This window comes from Terriglobia bacterium, from assembly GCA_020072845.1.
Taxonomy (GTDB): Bacteria; Acidobacteriota; Terriglobia; order Terriglobales; family Acidobacteriaceae; genus JAIQGF01.
Genome location: JAIQGF010000020.1, coordinates 1 through 21,157 on the forward strand (window position 1 = coordinate 1; position 21,157 = coordinate 21,157).

Consider the following 21,157-nt stretch of genomic DNA (forward strand, 5'->3'; position numbering starts at 1 on the left):
CTGTCATCGAATTCTTCCCAGGGCTGGCGCCCCTTCGACTGCGCTCAGGGCAGGCTCTGGGCTACTAGCGTTCGCCCCCTTCGACTTCGCTCAGGGCAGGCCCTGCGGGGCTGGGGTCACGGTGATCCTGAGGCCAGAAACGACGCGCACCAATGGGATGTCAACAAAGCCGAGAGGGTTCTTAAATACTGACGGCTGAAAGCTGATAGCTGACAGCTGAACTCTGACGGCTGGTTTACGTGGCGTAGGCGCGGAAACTCCTGGGCTGGGGGCCGCCATAGGAGGTGGTGTACTCGAGGCGCGCCCGGCCGATGGTCAGCGTGACCCGATCCGATACCACCCGTTCCGCTTCCAGGCAGCGCGTGCACAAGCAACCGAACTCGGCGATGGTCCCGTCGGTGTGCTCGGCTGTGACGGGCAACACGTGACGGACCGAGGCGCGGCACATGGAACAGCGCCCGCCGCCGTGCAACTGGTATTGCAGTTCCGCGTAGGACAACAGGATCTTCTGTTGCCGGTCGCTGGGACCCGCAGCGGCGCCGTCGGCCAGCGCCTGCAGGTACTCCTGCAGCACGTTGTGCGGCAACGGCCTGTGGTGCGATGTGGTCATCTGGGGCGCATATTGCACGAAAGCGCCGCTTTTTACAAATCTCCAAAGGTCACCATTGCGGGATTACCACAAGAGGAATGCGAGCGTGGTGGTGACAGTGGTGGCGGAGGGAAAGCGACGGGCTTCCACGCCCAGGCTGACCTCGGGGTCCGAGTCGCAGCCGCGGAATGGCGAGGGTTGCAGCACGAAGGCCTGGTTTTCGCGGCGGATGCGGACTTTGCCGGGCGCGAACGGTTGCGGGAACTCGACCGCGTCGCCGGCGCCGCAACACAGGTACAGCGACAACAGGTCGCAGAACTGGAGCACCAGCAGCAGGGATTCGAGTTCGGCCGGGCTGTGAGCGCCCTGCGGTTGCAGGCGCTGGCGCCGCTCCGCTTCGCGGGCCAGGAAGGCGTGCAACCGCGAGGAGTTCTCGGGACCGTCGATGGCCGAGGCCAGGCGGCCCTCGCCGAGCGCGCAGAAATGCCGCGAGACAATGTATCCGCCGGCGGGACAGACCGACTCGGCACGGTCGATGGAAGCCGTCCAGGCACGCAGGAACTGCGGCGGGTCAATCTCCAGAAATGAAATCGGTTTCCCGCGGCCATCCACGCCGGGAGCGGCGGTGAAGCAAGCCTCGGGCTCGAAAATTGCCCATCCCGCATCGTGCACTTCGATGGCGCGCGCGAGCAGCGGATCCACGCGGGGAAACCCGGGCGCAACCATGTTGGCGGCCAGCGCTCCCGCCAGCGCGGCATGGTCGGGTTGCGTAACCAGCCAGTATTTTTCGGCAAGCTGTTTTTGGGCGCGCTCGATCACCGGCCAGACGGGCTGATAGTCGTTGGCGGGCGGCGGAGCGTTGGGCACAAGCGGGTAGATGACCACGTTACTTCACGCCTCGGCGGGCGCGCACCGCGCCGCCGGCCGCTTTCTCCGGACCGGAGCTGTGGGGCGGTTTCCGCATGCCGTCCAGAAGCTCCTTGAGCACGACGGCGTTGTTGTGCTCTTTATTCCGGGAGGCGAACACCAGCGTCGTCTTCTTGCGCTTGCGGGCGAGGTCATAAAGCTGCGCCAGAGCGCGCGCGGCCTCGGGCTCGCCGAGCTCCTCGAGGTATTTCTTGCGGAACTGCTGCCATTGCGCCGGGCGCGTGTGGAACCAGCGGCGAAGCTGCGTGGAAGGCGCCAGGTCGCGCAGCCAGGCATCAATCTGCGCGCGTGCTTTGGTCACGCCGCGCGGCCACAGACGATCGACAAGGATGCGGGCGCCGTCGTTCGGTGATGGTGGGTCGTAGGCGCGCTTGAGAGCAATGAGCATGGCTCTGGTATTGTAGCGCTCAGCAAGACAGCTATCAGCTGTCAGCTTTCAGCTTGAGGCGGACCAAATCATTTGCATAAACACTTATTCATCCTCCTAGTCGCAGCCGCGGCGGTGTTGCTTGGGGGCTGCGACACGCAACTTCGTAAGAGCGATGCCGAGCTGGGATTGAATCCGCAGCAGGCGAGCGGGCGTCGCGTCTTCGACCGCTACTGCGCCACCTGTCACGAGGCGTACAGTTCGCGGTCGCTGCGCGGGCCCAGCCTGGAGGGCGTCTTCAAGAAGCAGTTCATGCCCAGCGGCACTCCGGCCAATGACGAGCGTGTAGGCGAGGTGATCAGCCTGGGACGCAGCAAGATGCCGTCGTTCGGGCGCGTGCTTGACCAAAAGCAGATGGACGACCTGCTGGCTTACATGCATACCCTTTAATTTTCAATAACTTACGGCGCTCAGAATAAAGAGTCCTCGCCAGTTGGGGAGAATCTATATACACTGTACGAGCGTGTGGATTTGAATTGATCTAAGTACGTTCTGCCGAAGCTCTGCTGAAGCACTACCTGTTCTTAGTCCCGATTTACTTCCCCGCAATTTCAACACAGAAGAGAGCAACACGAAAATGGAACAAGGAACAGTGAAGTGGTTCAACGACGCCAAGGGTTTCGGTTTTATCAGCCGCCAGAACGGTGAGGACGTATTTGTCCATCACACCGCCATTCAGGCGCAGGGCTTCCGCAGCCTCCAAGAAGGGCAAGCGGTTCAGTTCGACGTGAAAAAGGGTCCCAAGGGCTGGCAGGCTGAGAACGTTCAGGTTCTGTAATCCGGCGTTCGCAGAATCATTTCGGGGTGGCTTCGGCCACCCCGATTTTGTTTGGGCGTCTCACTCGATCTCCCGCACCGGCCTCTGCATCGCCCCGATGGCAGACATGGCCACCACCGCCAGTCCGGCCAGGGCGAACATCCCCGCAACGCTCCACCCCACCAGTATGCCGGCGGTTGCCAGGGAGATTGGCATCAAGCCGAACGCCGCCAGCATCAGCACGCTCATCACCCTGCCGCGTACCGCGACCTCAACCCGTTGCTGGATCCACGATTGCAACTGCACGTTCACATATCCGCTAATCGCGCCCATGGCCAGCAGCAGCACCGCAATCGACCAGAGCGGTTGCAGGAATCCGATTGCGGTCATACCCATACCCAACAGCGTGGTGCCACCTAGCAGCAGCTTTCCGCGCCGCTTCGACCTCGCCACCCCCGCCAGCATCATGCCGGCCAGCGCCCCGGCAGCCACGCTCGAGATGCACAGCCCGTAGGCCGACGGCGACGCGAACCGGTGCTTGGCCAGGTAAGCAAGCCCGACGCTAAACGGCCCGATGGTGCAGAAGTTGATGACCGCCGCCACCGCCATCAAAGTGCGCAAGGCAACGTCCTGCTTCACGAATCCCAACCCTTCCGCCACCGATTTCAGGAGGCTGGGCTTCCGGCCGCCAGCCCTTTTCGACGGGTCCGGAAGGCCGATCAAGGCGCCGATAATGAACAGAAAACTTATAGCGTCCAGCACAAACGCCCACGCCACACCCTTGGCTTTGATCAGGAATCCGGCCGGGGTCGGTCCCAGGATGCCGGCCAGCAGCGCGGTGCTTTGCGCCACCGAGTTGGCCTCCGGCAACTGTTCACTCTCCACCAGGGAAGGCAGGAAGGCGGAAGCCGCCGGCATGGCAAACGCGTCGGCCACGCCGAAGGCGAATCCCAAAACGTAGAGGTGCCAGAGGCGAATGTGCAGCGTCCATAACAGCAGCCCGATTAGGGCTACCGCTGCCGCGCGAGTCCCCGCCGTCGCCATCAACACCTTGCGCGGCGAAGTTCTGTCGGTGATCGCGCCGCCCAGCAGCATGAGCAGGGCGCGCGGGATGGCCGCCGTCATCAACACGGTGCCCATCGCCAGGCCCGAGCCGGTCAGTTGCAGCACCACCCAGGGCAAGGCCACCAGGTAGAACTGGTCTCCGGCGATCGAGACGGTGGACCCCATCCACCATTTGCGGAACCAGGGATTCAGGAGCGGATGTCGGGGAGCGGGCAAGGCTGCGGCGGTCGCCATGGGGCCTCCTGGGTGGGTCGTTTCGATCCGATGCGAATGTGAATTTACATTTACATTCGATGGGCTGTCAAGCCCCCTCCGCTGTTTTTTTCGCGTGCGCTTCTTGCGGGCTGCTATAAAGGGGCCATGCCGGCGACCCGGAAATCGCTAGTCCCGCAGCAGGCGCGCAGCCGCGAGAGCCTGCGCAAGCTGATGAAGGCGGCCACCGAGGTGCTGGGGCAGCGCGGCCTGGAAGGCGCCACCATCCCGCGCATCGCGCAGCACGCCGGCTTGTCTCCGGCCGCCATTTATCGCCGCTTTCCCGACAAGGATGCGCTGCTGGAGACCGTGATCCTGCACATTTACGAGCGGCAGGAAGAGCACTTGCGGACGAACCTGACGCCGGAAATGGCGGCGAAGATTCCCGCGCCGGTGCTGGCGGCGCAACTGGTGAATAGCATCTTCGTCAGCTACCAGATGAACACCGGTCTGATCCGCGCCATGCGCCAATTCCTGCACACCACCGGCAACAAGGCGTTCTGCAAAAAGGCGGTGCGCTCCGAGATGCGCACCTTTGAACACCTCATCAACCTCTTCATGTCGCACCGGAAGGACATCAAGCACGCCGACCCGAAGGTGGCGATATCATTGGGATTGATGCTGGTGGTCAACACCCTCCTGGAGTTGATTGTCTTCAACCAGTACCAGCGAGAGTTGCAACAGTTTCTGCCCCCCGACGATCAGCAGTTGAAAAAAGAGCTGACGACCGCTTTTTTGCGCTATCTCGGGCTCGAGGCCAAGTAGGCTGGAAACGAACCGGTATCAACCTCATCTCGCGGGCGCGTCGTACAATGTAGCGTTCTCATGTTCACGACCCTGGTTCAGATCGACACGGCGCCGCGGCGCCCCGGGCCCAAGCCGGAGTGGCTGAAGGCGCGCGCGCCCATGGGCGAGAACTATCACTCGCTCAAGAAGCTGGCGCGCGGGCTCGGCCTGCACACGGTGTGCGAGTCGGCGCAGTGTCCCAACATCGGGGAATGCTGGAACCACCGCACCGCGACCTTCATGCTGCTGGGCGACATCTGCACCCGGCGCTGCGGGTTCTGCGCCGTGCCCAAGGGACACCCCGGGCCGATTGATTTTGACGAGCCGCGGCGCGTCGCCGATGCGGTGGCGCAATTGGGACTGAAGTACGCGGTGGTGACCAGCGTCAATCGCGACGACAACAACCTGGGCGGCGCGCGCGTGTTCGCCATGACCATCGAGGAGATCCGGCGGGTGGCGCCCGACTGCCGCGTCGAAGTGCTGATCCCCGACTTCCAGGGGCACGACGACTGCCTCGAGGTCGTGCTCGACGCCCGGCCCGACATCCTCAATCACAACACCGAGACGGTGCCGCGGTTGTACCGCGTGGCGCGGTCCGGGGCGCGCTACGAGCGCACCCTGCGCCTGCTCGGGCGCTCGAAAGAAATCGCGCTGCGGACGGTGACGAAGTCAGGGCTGATGGTCGGACTGGGCGAAACCACCGAGGAACTGCTGCAGGTGTTTCGCGATCTTGCCGAGCGAAAGGTGGACATTCTCACCGTGGGGCAGTACCTGCGGCCCTCGCGCGACCACCTGCCGATGGCGCGTCTGGCGCCGCCGGAGGAATTCCGTTTCCTGAAGCAAGAGGCGCTGAAGATGGGATTCCGGCATGTGGAGAGCGGGCCGCTGGTGCGGTCGTCGTATCACGCGCACGAGCAGGCGGAGTCCACGGGGATATCGTAGCGATTCGCGGTTCAATCAAACACAGAGACACAGAGGCACAGAGGGTTTACCGGGAACGGTTTCCCTCCGTGCCTCGGTGCCGCTATGGCGAATCATCAATGTTTGCGGGCAGAGTTTCTGATATACGATACGTTTTCCCACCCGAACACGAGGCTCCATGAAAGATTTCTACGTCCGCGACGCCGCGCAATTCGAGAACAAGGTCGTCACCACCAGCTTCGTCGTGGCGGTCAAGCAGGTAAAGCCGAAAAAGACCGGCGAGCCGTACCTGGCGCTCACCCTAGCCGATCACACCGGGCACATTGACGCCAAGGTGTGGGACAACGTTCCCGAGATCATGGGGACGTTCGAGCAGGACGACTTCGTCAAGGTGCGCGGCCTGATCAACAAGTACAACGGCCGCCTGCAATTGACCGTGCACAAGCTGAAGCGGCTGGAGGAGTCGGAGATCGATTACTCCGACTATCTGCCCAAGACCACCAAGGACGTGGATGAGTTGTGGCGCACGCTTGGCGAGTTCGTGGCCGGATTCCAGAATCCGCACCTCAAGGCGCTGCTGGAAAATTTCATGAGCGATCCCGAAATCGCCGCCGCCTACCGCAACGCGCCCGCGGCCAAAACGCTGCATCACGCCTATATCGGCGGGCTGCTCGACCACGTAGTATCGCTGTGCAAGCTGTGCGACCTGGCCTGCCGCAACTACCCCCAGATTGACCGCGACCTGCTGTTGACGGGCGTGTTCCTGCACGACATCGGGAAGGTGCACGAGCTTTCGTACGCGCGCTCCTTCGCCTACACCACGCGCGGGCAACTGCTGGGGCACATGATCATCGAGCTGGAGATGCTGCAGGCCAAGCTGCCGCCGGAGTTTCCTCCGGAGCTGAAGACCCTACTCGAACACCTCATCATCAGCCATCACGGACACTACGAATTCGGCTCGCCCAAGCTGCCCATGTTTCCCGAAGCGCTGATGCTGCATTATCTCGACGATCTCGACTCGAAGATGGAAAGCATGCGGGCGCATTTCGAGCGCGAAGCGGCGTTGGAGAACCCGTGGACGAGCTACAACGCGTCCTTGGCGCGTCCGCTGCTGGACACCGGCAAATTCCTGCGGCCGAAACCGCAGGCAGCGCAGGCGGAGGATGTCACGGCGGCGCCGGCGCAAGCGGTGGAGGAACCAGCGGCGGTAGCGGCGACCTCCGCCGAGACCGCCGTGCCGCTGGAGAAACACATCGAGGCGCTGCAAAACAAATTCAAGCCTGCCGCCAAGAGGGAAGGCAAGTGAGATCGGGCGCGCCGGCGTCGCTGGAGATGGATTGCCTTAGGGTGTTGTGGAGCCGTCCCGAGGCAAGCGTCGCTGAAGTGCGCGCCGGCCTGCCACGGCCGCTGGCATACACCACCGTCATGACCGTGCTCGATCGCATGTGCGGCAAGGGCCTGGTAAAGCGACGCAAGCGCGGGCGGGCCTGGTCGTATTCCGCCTGTCTCGACCTGGACACGGCGCGGGCGGAAGCGGTGCGCCGGCTGGTGGCGAACCTGTTCGAGTCCGATAACCGGGCGCTGGTCCGGTACCTGCTGGGCGAAGGCGCCCGTCCGCGGCGGCGAGTGACGGCGGCGTCCAGCATTGATGATGAACTGCTCTGAATTGGTAATTTCGTAATTTTGTAATTTGGTAATTTCAAGAGTAGCGGTTCCAATCGGCTGCAGAAACCAGTTCTCGCAGACAGATTATTCTTCATTCTGACTTCTTAATTCTTCATTCCTCCGTGGTGGAATCCGCTCTTAATCTCAGATCGCGAACTCCGTAAATTACCCAATTACCCGATTACCAAATTACTCAATCGCCCACGTTGCTATCCGGCGCTCCTTCTGGTAGAAAGCCCCCAACGGTGGAGGTTTCTATGCGTCGAACACTATTACTGTGCAGTCTTTTGGTCTTGGCAATTGCATTGATGATGGCGTGCACGAAGAAGCCGGCAGAACCGGCGGCGGCAGAGGGCGGGCCGTCGTCAACTGCGACCGGAACTGGGGCAACTGGAGCCACGCCCGGAGGCACGGCAGGCACGGGCGCGACAGCTGCCAAACCGGGCGCCATGGCCGCCAAAACGGCCGAAGCGAAGCCCGCGGCTGCGAAGCCTAAGATCGTGCCCGCCGGGCAGCACATCGTAGTGCGGCTCGGGCAGGCGGTGGGATCGAAGATCAGCTCGCCGGGGCAATCGTTTACGGCGACGGTGGCGCAGCCGGTCGAGGTCGACGGCCAGGTGTTGATCCCCTCGGGCGCCGAGGCGACGGGAACGGTGGCGGAAGCGGTGCCGCTGGGGCGCTTCAAGGGAGGCGCGGTTCTGCGGCTGGCGCTCAACACGGTGAAGGTGGGGGGCAACACCTACAAAGTTGAGACGGCAGCCATCGCCCAATCCGCCAAGGGCAAGGGCAAGCGAACCGCCGTGGCGGTGGGTGGAGGCGCCGGACTGGGCGCGGTCATCGGCGGTCTGGCCGGCGGCGGCAAGGGCGCTGCCATCGGCGTACTGGCGGGCGCGGGCGCGGGCACTGCCGGAGCGGCGTTCACCGGCAACAAGGACATCGTGCTGCCGGCGGAGGCGACGCTCAGCTTCAAGCTGCTCCAGCCGCTGGAAGTGAAATAGCAGGCGGCGGTCGCCAGTCGCCAGGCTGCAGGCAATCGAACTTGTTTTCCTGACGACTGAAGACTGGCGACTGACGACTTTTATGTCTGATTTCGATTTCTCGCCGTTCTCCTGGCTCACCTTCGACTGCTACGGAACGCTGATCGATTGGGACCGGGGAATCCTGTCCACGCTGCGTCCCGTGCTGGCCGCGCATGGCCGCAATCTCAGCGACGGCGGAATCCTGGAACTATTTGCCGCCATTGAGCGCGTCGAGGAGGCCGGCGAATACCGCACCTATCGCCAGATTTTGGAAGCGGTCATGACCAAGATCGCGGCGCGGCTGGTGTTTCGCATCAGCAGCCAGGAGGTGCGCTCGCTCCCGGATTCCCTCGGCGACTGGGCGCCATTTCCCGACACCGTGGCCGCTCTGCGCCAGTTGAAGAAGCACTACAAGCTGGCGGTGATCTCCAACACCGACGACGATCTGTTCGCCCGCACCGCAGCGCACCTGGAAGTGCCGTTCGATGCCGTGATCACCGCCCAGCAGGCGCGCAGCTACAAGCCTTCTTTGAACAATTTCCGGCTCGCGCTGGAACGCCTGGGAGCGGGGCGAGAGCAGGTGCTGCACGTGGCCCAGAGCCTCTATCACGATGTCGCTCCCGCCAATGAACTGGGAATCGCCAGCGTGTGGGTCAACCGGCAGGGAAGGCCGGGAGCTTCCGGCGGAGCTGCCGGCACGGCGAAGCCGGATTTGGTGGTTCCGGATATGGCGACACTGGCGGCGATGGCGGTGAGTTAATCGGCGGCGCTCTTTAGTGCCCGGTACAGTTGTAGAATGTGCAAGATATGATCAGCCAGGAACTGCTCGATATCCTCGCCTGCCCGGTTTGCAGGACGCCCTTGAAGTTGACTGCCTCGGACCAGTTGCAGTGCGTCAAATGCCACCGGCTTTACCCCATACGCGACGGTATTCCCATCCTGCTGGAAAGTGAGGCACAAAAGGCCTGACTTGCACCAAATTCGGTGTATGGTTGTGCCACAAACGTCCAAGTTTCCCCAAATGAGAACAAGATTCGTCATTGCGGAGCCCTTTTCGGGCACAGTTTACAACCCCGTTCCAGCGTAAGAAATATCCGTAAGTCACTTCCAAACAACCAGTTAGCTCAGAAAGTAGGAAACGGCTGTGGAATACGCCATGCTTTGGGCCGAGAATTGCTTGCAACATCGGTAGGGTTTGCGGAGTCTAACCGGGTAGAGAAGGGTTAGAAGTAATAGGCAAGGGTGAGGAACCCAAGCCTTCAGGGTCGGAGGTGATCCATGATGGCTGAAAAGTTCTCAAGCGGTGAATTGACGGCCCTCCGCAGCGAACTGCTGCAAAGCGGGGTGGATTCCTGGGATGCGGCCCGCGTGCTCCAGATCTTTCTTGCCGGGCGCGGCTATGGAGTGTCGCCCGAGGCGGCGCTGGATGCGGCCAGCCGCGTGGAATGCGCTGGCTGTGCTCTGGATGTGATCCAGAAGGAGCTCGAGGGCATTGCCATGGTGATGTAAAGTCGGGCGCGGAAGGTGACGCCGCGCTGACCCAAGTTTCGCCGGAACTCAGGCGAATTAAGAAGGAGCAGGCCGGACCAACCAGTCCGGCCTTTTCGCTTTTCCACGCCTGCTGCAACTCGGATTCAACCCGGTAACCGCGCCGGGGTAACGGGGGTGTGTTGGCGAAGTAGGTTTCCGGATTGACCCGCCACCACTCTTTTCATACCATACCGCCACTGGGGTCGAGCAGCGCTAAGTAGTCTTCATATCTGCATTCGGGGATTTCTCAAAAATTTACGTGACCGGTAGTCACAATTCCATGGAGGAGCCACTATGAAGCGGTGTTGTGTCTTGGTGTTCGCAGCGTTGTTGTCGGTGCCCTTGGGGTTCGCGCAGGAGGCTCAGAACGGTCATGGCCGGCCTGAACCGCCGATGCTGGGCGTTCACTGGGCCAGGGGAATCGCCCGCGCACGATCAAACCCCGATATGACCTGGCACAAGGGCGCCATCATGAACGCCGCCGCCGTCAAGGTCATTTTCTGGGGACCGAAATGGGCCAACAGCTCCTTCGTGGGCGACAAGATTTCAGGCCTGGATCTGTGGTACTCGGGGTTCAGCAACTCCAATTACGCCAAGACTTCCGACGAATACACCGGAAGCAACGGCCAGGTGGGTCCGACGAGTACCAACGGTGGTTATTTCATCGACACGACGACCGCCTCGGGCGGCAACACAACCTCGCCCATCCTCGCCGAAGTTTGCAGAGTGATCCCCAACCCGGTCGCCGACGGGTATTATCCGGTCTACACGGACAAGCCTCGCGGCAACGCCGGGTACTGCGCCTGGCACAGCTACGGTTCTTGCGGAGGCACACCCGTGCAGTTTGCATTCTTCTGGAGCCTGGATGGCGACCCGGGATGCGATCCGCAAGACACAACGACGGGACATTCGCAGGGCCTGGCCGCGCTTGCCAACGTGAGCGGGCACGAATTGTCGGAAGCGCGCACCGATCCCCGCAACGGCGGTTGGTACGATTCCTCGGGGGCCGAGAACGGCGACAAGTGTGCCTGGACCTTCAACGTTTCCTCCGTCGCGTTTCCTAACGGGACCCATTGGAAGCTGCAAGACGAGTGGTCGAATGCCGCGTATAACGCTGGCACCGGGTACCCGAACAGTTCCGGACAGAAAGGCTGCCTCGACGGGCACTGATGCCGGCGAGCGCTAGCTGCGGCTGAACATCAACCGGGCCGCCTTCGTACTGGGGCGGCCCTTTTTCATTTTGCTCCGCGGGCGCCTGTGCGCAGCGGAGAAGCGCGGGAAGGTTGAACCGCGCGCGCAGCGAATTTACACTGGATCGATGCACGCGCACGCCCACGATCCGCAGGGACATACCTCGCGCGTGCTGCGGGTCTCGCTGGTGGTGACGATGGCCTACATCGTCCTGCTGGTGATCTCCGGTGTCCGTGCGCACAGCCTGGCGCTGCTTTCCGAGGCCGGGCACAACGTCTCCGATTTCCTTGCCCTGCTGCTCTCGCTGGCCGCGGTGTACCTGGAGAACCGCCCGCCCAGCGCGACCAAAACCTACGGCTACAGCCGCGCCGGCGTGCTGGCGGCGTTCATCAACGCCATGACGCTGGTGGCGATCGCCTTCTACATTTTTTACGAGGCAGGCCGCCGGCTGGTGGCCCCGGTGCCGGTGCATCCCGGGTTGATGATCGGCGTCGCCGCCGCGGGCGTGGTGGTCAACGGCGTCATCTCCATCATGCTCTGGCGCAGCAGCAAGGACCTGAACATCCGCAGCGCCTTACTCCACATGCTGGGCGACACGCTGTCCACCGCGGCCGTCATCGGCGGCGGCTGGGCGATCCTGGCAACCGGCCAAAACTGGATTGACCCGGCGCTCTCCTTCGGCATCGGCGCCATGATCTTGTGGTCATCGCATGGGATCATCCGCGAGACCCTCAACATCCTGCTGGAAGGCACGCCACGCGGCATGGATCTCTCGCTGGTGGCGCAGGACATCACTGCCGTCGCGGGTGTGAATGACGTGCACGACCTGCACGTGTGGAGCATCGGCAGCCAGTCGCACGCGCTCTCCTGCCACATCAGCATTGCCGACATTCCCCCGTCGGCCAGCGAGGCCATCCTGCGTGACGTCCAGGAGCGGCTGCGGGTGAAGTTCCACATCCATCACACCACCATCCAGTTCGAGCACGTGGTGTGCGACATCGCCCACGGCTGCGTCGTTATCCCGACGCAGACACCCGAAGGCCATGGGCACGAGCACTAGAAGCCCTATCACGCCCGCTTTGAAATCCTGTCGGTTAGTCGGCCTACTAAGAAATATTGGTTGACAGCGGTTATTAAACGTGGCAGAGTTGTATTGATAATGCTTATCAATACGTTACAACCAATGAGGCGAAAGATGAAGTGGACTCGAAAATTTCCTAATTCCGCCAATAACTTCGATCTGGTCCTAGCCACGCCGCAGGAGCTGGATTCTAAACGGATGAACACACTTCTAGATGGCATTTTAGAAGAGACCCACCGCGGACTTACGCTGAGTTCGCGTGCCAGCACCGAGTTCCGACGCTGGTTCGACAAGCCCGAAACCCCACTGAAGAGCGAAGCCTATGTTCTGTTAAGCAACTGGTTCATGACGCAGTCCGGAGATCGACACTGCACGGTTGCGAGCCGCTGCGAAGACCTCTGGGATGCGCTGTTCCCGTGCCGTCCAGTGGAGCGGCTGTCTTCGCCTGAAGCTGGACGCAATCATGTGATGGTTCCGGCCGCATTTCAAAGCTTTTGGCGGCGGCTCTTGGAGGCTCAGGGCGAAAATGTCCGTGAAGCTGATGAATCGTCCGCAGAGCCGAATAGCGCGCCGCCTTCTCGGACGGATGAGGCGCCTGCAGTTAGTGACGTGTCCACGACTGACCGGCTTCGGGCGAAGTTCGACAAGGAGGGTCTGCACTGCGAGGTGGAAGGATCTCCCCGGGCGCTCGCTGATTTTCTAAAGATGGTATCGAACTGGGAGGCTGGCCAAGCTTGATAGCCCGGCGGAATGCGCCCAAAGCTTTCGTCGAGAAACTGCCGTGATGACTCTATGGCGCAATGGAAAGAAGCGTCAAAAACTAGGAGCTTAGCGAATGCGCTATTGGGGTACTCGTTGGAGGCGCGGGATACTCACCAAGAATTGGCATTGGCAAGCCGCGATGCTGGCCCGTTGGGGCAATTGGCTACTTGGCCGCGGCTTCAGGACTGACGCCGAATACTGGCGTGAGAATAAAATGGAGCATCGCCAAGGAGATGACGAGCGGGGCGGACGAAAACGACGCGGTATCGCTACCAATGTCAAGTTCACGATTGAATGCGGCTGCTGCGGCAAACACTTCAAGCGGCAATCTCCGACAGGAACAACGTTAAAACCGCACAAATCTTCGGAGGGCTTGACTTGCCACGGAACGATCGGTTTCTTACGATGAGGCATCGGCAGCTGGCCTCCGAGGAACCGCCAAGTTCCCCCATCCCATAGAAGTGACTGGGTGAATTTGCGAATGGATCGTCGGCCACTCGGAAGCAATTCCAGCGGCCAACTGACCGAAGTTCACCAGCAATCGCAGGCACAGGCTACAGATAATTCTGCGCCTCAGGTCTGAAGCTCGAACTGCTTCCTCAGCTTCTCCCACGTGGTTCCAAGATCTTCCGGCACAAGGCGCGTCTCGCCAACCACCGTCATGAAGTTGCTGTCGGCGATCCAGCGCGGCAGCACGTGCATGTGGATGTGGCCGGCCACGCCTGCCCCGGCGGCCGCGCCGATATTCATCCCCAAGTTGATCCCGCCAGGCTTGTACGCCGCGCGCAAGGCCCGCTCCATCCGCTGCGACAGCGCCATCATCTCGGTTGCAGCCGCGGGCGACAGCTTCTGCAATTCGTCAATGTGTTCATAGGGAACGATCATGACATGGCCGCTGGTGTAGGGAAAGGCGTTGAGGATGATAAAGCAGTGCTCGCCGCGGTGGAGGATCAGCGCCTCGCGGTCCTGGAGTTTGACTTGCTCGCAAAAAACGCAACCCGGGGTCTTGCCGACATTGGTGAGATACGTGAAACGCCAGGGGGTGAAGAGGTAGTCCATGCGCGACAGCGTACCTCAAAAGTCAGAATTAAGAAGTCAGAAGTGAGAAGTAAGAAGTGAAAATGAAGTTGAGATGAGGTGCAACGTGCCTGTACTTTCTGACTTCTGACTTCTGACTTCTTACTCAATCATGCGTTGCAGCCCAAAAGGGCACAGCATGGTTCCGTTTTTCGTTCGCAGATGCAGTATTGGCCTTGCAAAGGCGCCCACGTAGAATTTATGCGATTTAAGGGCTGAAAAAGAAGATTCCTGATCAATCGCTCTCTCATTTCGCTGAGGCGGCCGCCCAACGCCCAGCGCAGCTACGAGCAACCAACCGCAGTTACGAATCTAGCGCAGCGTAGCGGACATGCACCGTGGATACCGATTTCTCACTTCTATGGGCCGCAGAGTCTCTGGAGAGAGCTGAACGGGGCGCTCGGCTCGGTAGGGGAGTCTATCTGCGCCGTCTGTCAGAGATTTCCCGGACAAGACTCCCCATTATTAGCAATATCCCCGATACTCCGCCTATGGTGCATAGCCGCACACTGCAGAACTTCGAAATGTTTCGCATTCTGTTAGTGGATTCAATCGCTCTCTCATTTCGCTGAGGCGTTTACGCCAGCGCCCAGCGCAGCCAAGAACAACCAGCCACTTCGTGAGGTGAATATGAACAAAGTAACACGTGCGTGTCTTCTTGTCGTGACGCTGCTGGCTCTCGTAGGGCTCGCCGCAGCGGGGTCTAATGGGCGTCGGCACTTCAACCTTGCCGACGTCGACGGCCGTTACGTCAGCGCAGAGACTGCGTACGACATTTCTCAGGGGAATGCCCTCCCGGCAGTCCTCTTCGCCGGGGCATCCGTGATGATCGCCGACGGGGAGGGCCACGTATGCGGAGAGTCCGACGGCTTCTACGGTGGGAATCCGCCTCCTGGCCTGAACCTCGGCCCAAGCCTGTTCCACGGAACGTACACCGTTGAGGCTAAAACTGGAAGAATCACGATTATTACCGCCAGTGATGGGCCTCCCGTGCCTTTGACAAATGTATTCTGCGGAACAACCGCACCGATTGACACCACTGGCGCCGTTGTGTTCAAGACCCAGGTGGGCTACCTCCAGTCGGACGGTGGCAACGGTGCCGGCAATAAAATCGTTACGACGGAGCAGATCAACGCGTCTGACGCATCGCAGGGCGGCTGCTGCGCTACCAGCGGTTTTCTTGTACACGCAAGGGTGTGGACCAAAGGCGGCGAAAGCGAAAGCGAACACGAACGCGATCGCGATTAGCCCCCTTCCCCTGGAAACTCTGAGCCCGGCCTGGAAGTGAGGTCGGGCTCTCTTTTCACAACGCGGCGAATCGATTGTCTCCCCACCAGGCGGAGATGGCTGTGGAGCCGGTATTCATCGCTTCGGCACAACGCTTCAACTGGATTATTTACCCTTACTTCTGACTTCTTAATTCTTACTTCTCCCGGGTGCGCGGTGTCACATGTCCCTGTGCGGCCCGACCTTGCCCGGCGGCCTGGCGCCTGCCACAATCTGGGGCAGTTGGTTGCAGAATTTTTTTCGTCTGTTGGGAAGAATTCCGCGGGGCGTTTGACCAATTTGTGAGCGGTTGCTATAGTCGGAAAGGCCTCCAGATCGCCAGCCGCGCTGGAGGGAGCGACCGCTGGACTGTCCAAGCCCGATTGCGGGCAAATCACCCCGACGACCCACGCCAGCAGTCCGTACAAAATCGTGGTCCCCATGCGCGCGCTGCGGTGTGCGATGGGTGGAAGAATTATGGTCTTAGACGAGCGTACAGCCCACAGCGACGAATCCCCTTCGGACTCGCAGCCGGCTGCGGAACAGAGCGCACAAGATTCGCCTACCGGGCAAGCCGAACTTTCGCCTACCGAGCAAGCCGCCACGCCCCAACCGGCCAACGCTGTGAATCCTGTTGAGACTCCCGCTGTTACTCCACCTCGGCCCGCCTCGGGTCCGACGAACAGCACCCCAGCGCGCGAAACGCGCGCTGGAGACCCCGCAAAAAGCAATCGAAACGAAAAAGAGATGACGGACGATTTCGCAACCGCACTGGAAAACTTCACCGCCGAACAGGCGGCCGAGCAGGCCGCCCATGAAGACCGCGTCATCAAGGGCACGGTCCTGAAGATCACCCCCACCCACGTCGTGGTTGACGTCGGCTTCAAGTCCGAGGGACTGGTACCGATTGCCGAGGTTCAGGACCACGAGGGCAACGTAAAGGTTGAGCCCGGCCAGGAAATCGACGTCATGATCGAGAAGGGCGAGACCGAGGAGGGCTACACCAAGCTCTCCCACCAGAAGGCCTCGCGCCTGCGCGCCTGGGACGAGATCGAGAAGGCCTACAACGACAAGACCCCCATCCGGGGCATCGTGGTGGAGCGCATCAAGGGCGGTCTGACGGTGGATATCCAGGGCGCGCGCGCCTTTCTCCCCGGCTCCCAGGTGGACCTGCGGCCGGTGCGCAACCTGGACGGCATGAAGGCACAGGAGCTGGAAGTCCGCGTCATCAAGCTGAACAAGAAGCGCGGCAACATCGTGGTCTCGCGCAAGCAGCTCCTCGAAGAGGACCTCACGGTAAAGCGCAGCCACACGCTGGAGCAGTTGCACGAGGGCGCGGTGATGACCGGCACGGTCAAGAACCTCACCGACTACGGAGCGTTCGTGGATCTGGGCGGCATTGACGGCCTGCTGCACATTACGGACATGAGCTGGGGCCGGCTGACGCATCCCCGCGACCTGGTCAACGTCGGCGACCAGATCCAGGTGAAGATTCTCAAATTCGACAAGGACAAACAGCGCGTCTCGCTGGGATTCAAGCAGCTCACGCCCGACCCGTGGCTGGATGCCGCGCATCGGTATCCCATCGGCGCCCACGTCAAGGGACGCGTCATCAGCATCACCGATTACGGAGCCTTCATCGAGCTGGAGCAGGGCATCGAGGGACTGGTGCACGTCAGCGAAATGACGTGGTCGAAGCGCATGAAGCACCCGTCGAAGATGCTGAACGTCAGCCAGGAAGTGGAAGCGGTGGTGCTGAACGTGAACCCCGGCGAGCGCCGTATTTCGCTGGGCCTGAAGCAGCTCGAGTCCAACCCCTGGGAGACCTTGCACGAGAAATACCCGGTCGGCTCCACCGTCGAGGGCCGCGTCCGCAACCTCACCGATTTCGGCGCCTTCATCGAGATCGAGGACGGCATTGACGGCCTGGTGCATGTCAGCAACCTGAGCTGGACCAAGCGCGTCAAGCATCCTTCGGAAGTTCTGAAGAAGGGCGACAAGGTCAAGGCCGCGGTGCTGGCCATCGAACCCGAAAACCGGCGCCTCTCCCTCGGGATCAAGCAGCTTCAGCCCGATGTGTGGGAGACCTTCTTCAACGAGCACCGCATCGGCGACGTGGTGCACGGCAAGGTGCTGCGCGTGGCCACCTTCGGATCCTTCGTCGAGATCGCCGATGGAGTCGAAGGCCTCTGCCACAATTCCGAAGCGGTGGACGAGCACGGCGCCCAGGCGAAGCTGGAGCCCGGACAGGAATTCGATTTCAAGATCCTCAAGATGAACCCGGGCGAGAAGAAAGTCGGCTTGAGCCTGCGCGCGGTGGGAGCGGAAGCCACTCGCGCCGACGTCGAGGCCTACAAGCACCCGGTTTCAAGCTCGACCACGACCTTGGAAGAGCTGATGACGTGGAAACGAGCGGGCAGCGATAACCAGTAGCTGGGAGTTAGTAGTTAGGAGTTAGTGAGCTCGGCGGAAACGCCGAGCTTTTTGCTGGAATCAAGAATTGAAGATTGAAGATTTCAGATTGCAGAATGAACAGCAGAAATGGCCAATGTTCGAACGAACAACGCCCCCGACCAATCTTCAATCTAAACTCTGAAATCTTCAATGCTTTAGAACGCTTCCACCGCCCACTTATACGTCACGCGCCCGGTCTCTTCGCCCTGGGTCACCTTTTGGTCTTTAACCAGCATTTCCAGGATGTGCAGAATCTTGGTTTCCGGGTAGCGCGGCTTTCCGGTCGCCGTGATCTTGCTGGAGATATCGAATACCGACATGCCGCCGCCCGCATTTCTCAGTGCCCAGATGACGTCGGCCTTGATGTTGCCGGGCGGTTGCGCCGGTGGGGGTGGCTGTTTCTTTTCTTCCGCGGGCGGCTGGCCGTAGCCGGGCCGTGTTCCCGGTTGCTGTCCATAGCCGGGCCGGTTTTGACCCTGTCCCTGCTGCTGTCCCGGGCGTCCGTAAGGGTCTTTCGGGGGTGGCCGCATACAGGTTTTCCTCACGCGCATTGTATGGCATGAAGGTGGCGGCCCGGCATTACTTTCGTCGGCGACCGACGGTTGGTGGCCGGCGTCACTCTTTGATCTTCAGGTTGATGTACGCGGTCTTCCGCGAATCGAAGGAGCTCAGGGTCTTGGCGTCGCTCTTCTTGCCGTTGCGCTCGGCATGCACTTCATAATCCACATTGGGCGAGAGCGCGTTAAAGCGATAGCTGCCGTCCTGCCCGACAATGAACGTCTTCACCGCCATGGTCTTGCTGTTCTTCAGGTACACAATCGCACCCGGTAGCGGCTTCTCCTGCTGGTTCACCACCGCGCCCGTCAGGATGCGCACCTGGGGCTCTTTGTCAGACATCGCGGCGCTACCCATGGCGCGCGCTGGCGCCGCACAAGCCCCGGCCAGCAACCCAGCCAGCGCGGCGGTGAGCCATAATCTCTTCACGTGACACTCCTGACTCTGACTTCCCTGCTGTGTTGGATGCAAGCCGATGCCGGCCCGCTCATCATATTCCAACCGCTTTGTCCGCTTCCAGTTGCGGCCAGAACCGCTGATTTCCAGCCCCGGCCCGGCGCATGCGATAATGCTGTCTGTGCAATTGTTCCGACGTTTTCTTATCGCCGTTCTCTTCCTCTGTCTGGGCTGCGCCGCGCAGGCGAACTCTCCGGAAGTCAACCAGCGCATCGAGCGCCAGGTACGCGTCTATTTGGGCGACAAAATCCCTCCCTCGGTGAACGTCACCGCCGGCCCACGCACCGCCAGCACCGAGTTCCCCGGCTACGACAAGGTCACGGTGACCCTCTCCCAGGGGGAGCGCAAGCAGGACATTGATTATCTAGTTTCCAAGGACGGCGCCAGCCTGGTTCGCGTCCTCAAGTTCGATATCAGCAAGGACCCCTACGCCGAGATCCTGAAGAAGATTGACGTCAACGGCCGTCCGGTGCGCGGCAACAAGGACGCCAAAGTTACCATCGTCAACTTCGACGATTTCGAGTGTCCGTTCTGCTCGCGCATGCACTCCCAGCTCATGCAGGAAGTGCTCAAGATGTACGGCGACCGGGTGCGCATCATCTACAAGGATTTCCCGCTCGCCGAAATTCATCCCTGGGCCATCCACGCGGCCGTGGACGCGAATTGCCTGGGCGCGCAAAGCTGGGACGCCTACTGGCAGTTCGCCGACTACGCGCACGCCAACCAGAAACAGATTTCCGGCGGGGAGCAGAAGCCGCCGTTCACACAACAGTTCGCCGCGCTCGACAAATCGGCGGCCGACATTGCCCGGCGGCTGAATTTGCAGGCCGCGCCGCTGCAAGCCTGCATCAAGGCGCAGTCAACCACGGCAGTATTGGCCTCCATGCAGGAGGGCCTGGTCCTGGGAATTTCGGCAACGCCGAGCCTGTTCGTCAACGGCGAGAGGGTGGATGGCGCCGTGCCCATGGCGGAATTGCAGGCGATGATCAATCGCGCGCTGCATGACGCCGGCCAGCCCATTCCGGCGGCGGCCGTGGCGCTGCCGCCAGACTCGTCGCCTATGGGAAGCGCCCCGGCGCATGCGCCGGCCAAGGCAGATGCGGCGCCAGCAGCCAACGCCGTGCCGGCCACGACCGCGCCGGCGACGAATGCGCCACCGGCCCCCAAGTAAGTGTCATTTCGGAGGAACAACTTGATTCGCACTCGTAGCGGGCTTCGCCCGACCGGCCCCGCAGTCCTCGTCATTCTCCTGGCGCTGCTGGTTCCCCTTGCCGCCTGCAACCGCGGCCAGACCGCTGCCGACGTCATGGCCAAAGTCAACGGCCGTAAAATCCTGCGCTCGGAAGTGGACAAGTACTACGCCAATCAGACCGCCTCGTCGCCGCAGCAGCCCACCGACGAGCAGTCCACCAGCCTCAAGCTCGGTATCCTGAAGGAGCTGATTGACAACGAAATTCTCATGCAGCGCGCCGAAAAGCTCGGGCTGCTCGCCACCAACGAAGAGGTGGACCAGAAGCTGAACGAGATCAAGGCGCCTTACACGCAGGAGGAATTCGACAAGCGGCTCAAGGAGCGCAAGATCAGCCTCGACGACTTCAAGCGCGACCTGCGCCGCTCCATCACCATTGACAAGGTTCTGAACCGCGAAATCACCTCCAAGATCGCCATCTCCGACTCCGACATCTCCTCCTACTACAACGCCCACAAGGGCGAGTTCAACCTGATCGAGCCGCAGTATCACCTGGCGCACATCTTCGTCAGCACGCAGCCCAACCCGCAGGTGCGCAACCTGAAGGGCGACAAGGCGCAGAACGAGGCCGAGGCACGCAAGAAAATCCAGATGATCATGAACCGGCTCGACAGTGGCGAGGACTTCGCCACCGTCGCCATGAATTATTCCGAGGACCCGGAGAGCGCCGGCAATGGCGGCGATTTGGGCTTCACCCCGCAATCGGCGCTGGCCAAGACCGATCCGGCCACGCGCGACGCGGTCAGCAAGCTCAAGCCGGGCCAGTACAGCAACGTCGTCACCATCGCCAACCCGGAAAACCGGCAGGTCTACGGCTTCCGCATCGTCAAGGTGGTGGCCAAGGAACCGGCGGGCCAGCGCGAACTCAATGACCCGCGGGTGCAGCAGGCCATCCGCGACCAATTGCGCGACCGCCGCGAGCAACTGCTCAAGGCCGCCTATTACGATGTGGTCCGCGACCAGGCCAAGGTCGAAAACTACTACGCCGAGCAGATCCTGAAGAGCACGGGACAGAAATGACGGCGTAGTCCGCGGCGTCTGAGCCGCGGGCCGTCATCCTGAGCGAGCGCAGCGAGTCGAAGGATCTTGGTGTGGCACAGGCGTCTGCCCTGAGCGAAGTCGAAGGGG

The 21,157-nt window shown here is 61.3% G+C and carries 23 protein-coding genes and 1 pseudogene; 17 read left to right on the forward strand and 7 right to left on the reverse strand.

Translation table 11 applies throughout. The features are described 5' to 3' along the window. Positions 1-235: 235 nt before the first annotated feature. The 3 genes from LAN70_17530 to LAN70_17540 form a co-directional block, all read right to left on the reverse strand. Entirely contained in the window at positions 236-610 is a 375-nt protein-coding gene (locus LAN70_17530; protein MBZ5512951.1) for a hypothetical protein, read from the reverse strand. A 63-nt stretch (positions 611-673) separates the two neighbouring features. Then, positions 674-1,474 carry a DUF3891 family protein gene (locus tag LAN70_17535; protein MBZ5512952.1) on the reverse strand — a complete coding sequence of 267 codons (801 nt, stop codon included), beginning with the start codon at positions 1,472-1,474 and terminating at the stop codon, positions 674-676. A gap of 1 nt (position 1,475) precedes the next feature. Then, a complete protein-coding gene (locus LAN70_17540) occupies positions 1,476-1,904 on the reverse strand; it encodes a DUF488 family protein (protein MBZ5512953.1) in 429 nt (142 codons plus the stop codon). Between the two features lie 72 nt (positions 1,905-1,976). Between LAN70_17540 and LAN70_17545 the strand changes: the two genes are divergently transcribed. Beyond that, a complete protein-coding gene (locus LAN70_17545) occupies positions 1,977-2,333 on the forward strand; it encodes a cytochrome c (protein ID MBZ5512954.1) in 357 nt (118 codons plus the stop codon). Between the two features lie 187 nt (positions 2,334-2,520). Beyond that, on the forward strand, positions 2,521-2,721 hold the full coding sequence (locus LAN70_17550; protein ID MBZ5512955.1) for a cold shock domain-containing protein: 201 nt from the start codon (positions 2,521-2,523) through the stop codon (positions 2,719-2,721). Positions 2,722-2,781: 60 nt separating this feature from the next. On the opposite strand, the gene LAN70_17555 is transcribed toward LAN70_17550, so the two are convergent. Beyond that, positions 2,782-3,999, reverse strand: a complete 1,218-nt coding sequence (locus tag LAN70_17555) for an MFS transporter (GenBank protein ID MBZ5512956.1) — start codon at positions 3,997-3,999, stop codon at positions 2,782-2,784. 126 nt (positions 4,000-4,125) lie between these two features. On the opposite strand from LAN70_17555, the gene LAN70_17560 reads away from it, so the two are divergent. The 11 genes from LAN70_17560 to LAN70_17610 all read left to right on the forward strand — a co-directional run bounded on the left by LAN70_17560 (position 4,126) and on the right by LAN70_17610 (position 12,948). Then, positions 4,126-4,782, forward strand: coding sequence for a TetR/AcrR family transcriptional regulator (locus LAN70_17560; protein MBZ5512957.1), 657 nt, complete (start codon positions 4,126-4,128; stop codon positions 4,780-4,782). 60 nt (positions 4,783-4,842) lie between these two features. Then, the gene (gene lipA, locus LAN70_17565; GenBank protein ID MBZ5512958.1) at positions 4,843-5,745 is read left to right on the forward strand and encodes a lipoyl synthase; all 903 of its coding nucleotides are present in this window, start codon (positions 4,843-4,845) and stop codon (positions 5,743-5,745) included. A 157-nt stretch (positions 5,746-5,902) separates the two neighbouring features. Next, positions 5,903-7,030, forward strand: a complete 1,128-nt coding sequence (locus tag LAN70_17570) for an HD domain-containing protein (protein ID MBZ5512959.1) — start codon at positions 5,903-5,905, stop codon at positions 7,028-7,030. A 26-nt stretch (positions 7,031-7,056) separates the two neighbouring features. Continuing rightward, on the forward strand, positions 7,057-7,389 hold the full coding sequence (locus LAN70_17575; GenBank protein MBZ5512960.1) for a BlaI/MecI/CopY family transcriptional regulator: 333 nt from the start codon (positions 7,057-7,059) through the stop codon (positions 7,387-7,389). 293 nt (positions 7,390-7,682) lie between these two features. Then, entirely contained in the window at positions 7,683-8,387 is a 705-nt protein-coding gene (locus LAN70_17580; GenBank protein ID MBZ5512961.1) for a hypothetical protein, read from the forward strand. 82 nt (positions 8,388-8,469) lie between these two features. Next, positions 8,470-9,168 (forward strand): haloacid dehalogenase type II, encoded by a 699-nt coding sequence (locus LAN70_17585; GenBank protein ID MBZ5512962.1) that lies wholly within the window; start codon positions 8,470-8,472, stop codon positions 9,166-9,168. 47 nt (positions 9,169-9,215) lie between these two features. Then, positions 9,216-9,377, forward strand: a complete 162-nt coding sequence (locus tag LAN70_17590; protein MBZ5512963.1) for a Trm112 family protein — start codon at positions 9,216-9,218, stop codon at positions 9,375-9,377. A 309-nt stretch (positions 9,378-9,686) separates the two neighbouring features. Continuing rightward, entirely contained in the window at positions 9,687-9,917 is a 231-nt protein-coding gene (locus LAN70_17595) for a hypothetical protein (GenBank protein MBZ5512964.1), read from the forward strand. A 315-nt stretch (positions 9,918-10,232) separates the two neighbouring features. Next, on the forward strand, positions 10,233-11,108 hold the full coding sequence (locus LAN70_17600) for a hypothetical protein (protein MBZ5512965.1): 876 nt from the start codon (positions 10,233-10,235) through the stop codon (positions 11,106-11,108). A 148-nt stretch (positions 11,109-11,256) separates the two neighbouring features. Then, positions 11,257-12,189 (forward strand): cation diffusion facilitator family transporter, encoded by a 933-nt coding sequence (locus LAN70_17605; protein MBZ5512966.1) that lies wholly within the window; start codon positions 11,257-11,259, stop codon positions 12,187-12,189. A 135-nt stretch (positions 12,190-12,324) separates the two neighbouring features. Further along, positions 12,325-12,948 carry a hypothetical protein gene (locus LAN70_17610; protein MBZ5512967.1) on the forward strand — a complete coding sequence of 208 codons (624 nt, stop codon included), beginning with the start codon at positions 12,325-12,327 and terminating at the stop codon, positions 12,946-12,948. A 597-nt stretch (positions 12,949-13,545) separates the two neighbouring features. On the opposite strand, the gene LAN70_17615 is transcribed toward LAN70_17610, so the two are convergent. After that, complete coding sequence (locus LAN70_17615) at positions 13,546-14,031, reverse strand: HIT domain-containing protein (protein ID MBZ5512968.1); 486 nt, start codon at positions 14,029-14,031, stop codon at positions 13,546-13,548. A 648-nt stretch (positions 14,032-14,679) separates the two neighbouring features. Between LAN70_17615 and LAN70_17620 the strand changes: the two genes are divergently transcribed. Then, positions 14,680-15,297, forward strand: a complete 618-nt coding sequence (locus tag LAN70_17620) for a hypothetical protein (GenBank protein ID MBZ5512969.1) — start codon at positions 14,680-14,682, stop codon at positions 15,295-15,297. A gap of 765 nt (positions 15,298-16,062) precedes the next feature. After that, on the forward strand, positions 16,063-17,748 hold the full coding sequence (locus LAN70_17625) for a 30S ribosomal protein S1 (protein MBZ5512970.1): 1,686 nt from the start codon (positions 16,063-16,065) through the stop codon (positions 17,746-17,748). A gap of 389 nt (positions 17,749-18,137) precedes the next feature. Here the strand turns inward: LAN70_17625 and LAN70_17630 are convergent. Together LAN70_17630 and LAN70_17635 are read right to left on the reverse strand one after the other, a co-directional pair. Further along, a pseudogene (locus LAN70_17630) lies at positions 18,138-18,233 on the reverse strand (septum formation family protein). A 151-nt stretch (positions 18,234-18,384) separates the two neighbouring features. After that, entirely contained in the window at positions 18,385-18,753 is a 369-nt protein-coding gene (locus LAN70_17635; GenBank protein ID MBZ5512971.1) for a carboxypeptidase-like regulatory domain-containing protein, read from the reverse strand. A gap of 148 nt (positions 18,754-18,901) precedes the next feature. Between LAN70_17635 and LAN70_17640 the strand changes: the two genes are divergently transcribed. Both LAN70_17640 and LAN70_17645 read left to right on the forward strand, forming a co-directional pair. Further along, positions 18,902-19,951, forward strand: a complete 1,050-nt coding sequence (locus LAN70_17640; protein MBZ5512972.1) for a DsbA family protein — start codon at positions 18,902-18,904, stop codon at positions 19,949-19,951. A gap of 135 nt (positions 19,952-20,086) precedes the next feature. Beyond that, positions 20,087-21,049, forward strand: a complete 963-nt coding sequence (locus tag LAN70_17645) for a peptidylprolyl isomerase (GenBank protein MBZ5512973.1) — start codon at positions 20,087-20,089, stop codon at positions 21,047-21,049. Positions 21,050-21,157: the final 108 nt, after the last annotated feature.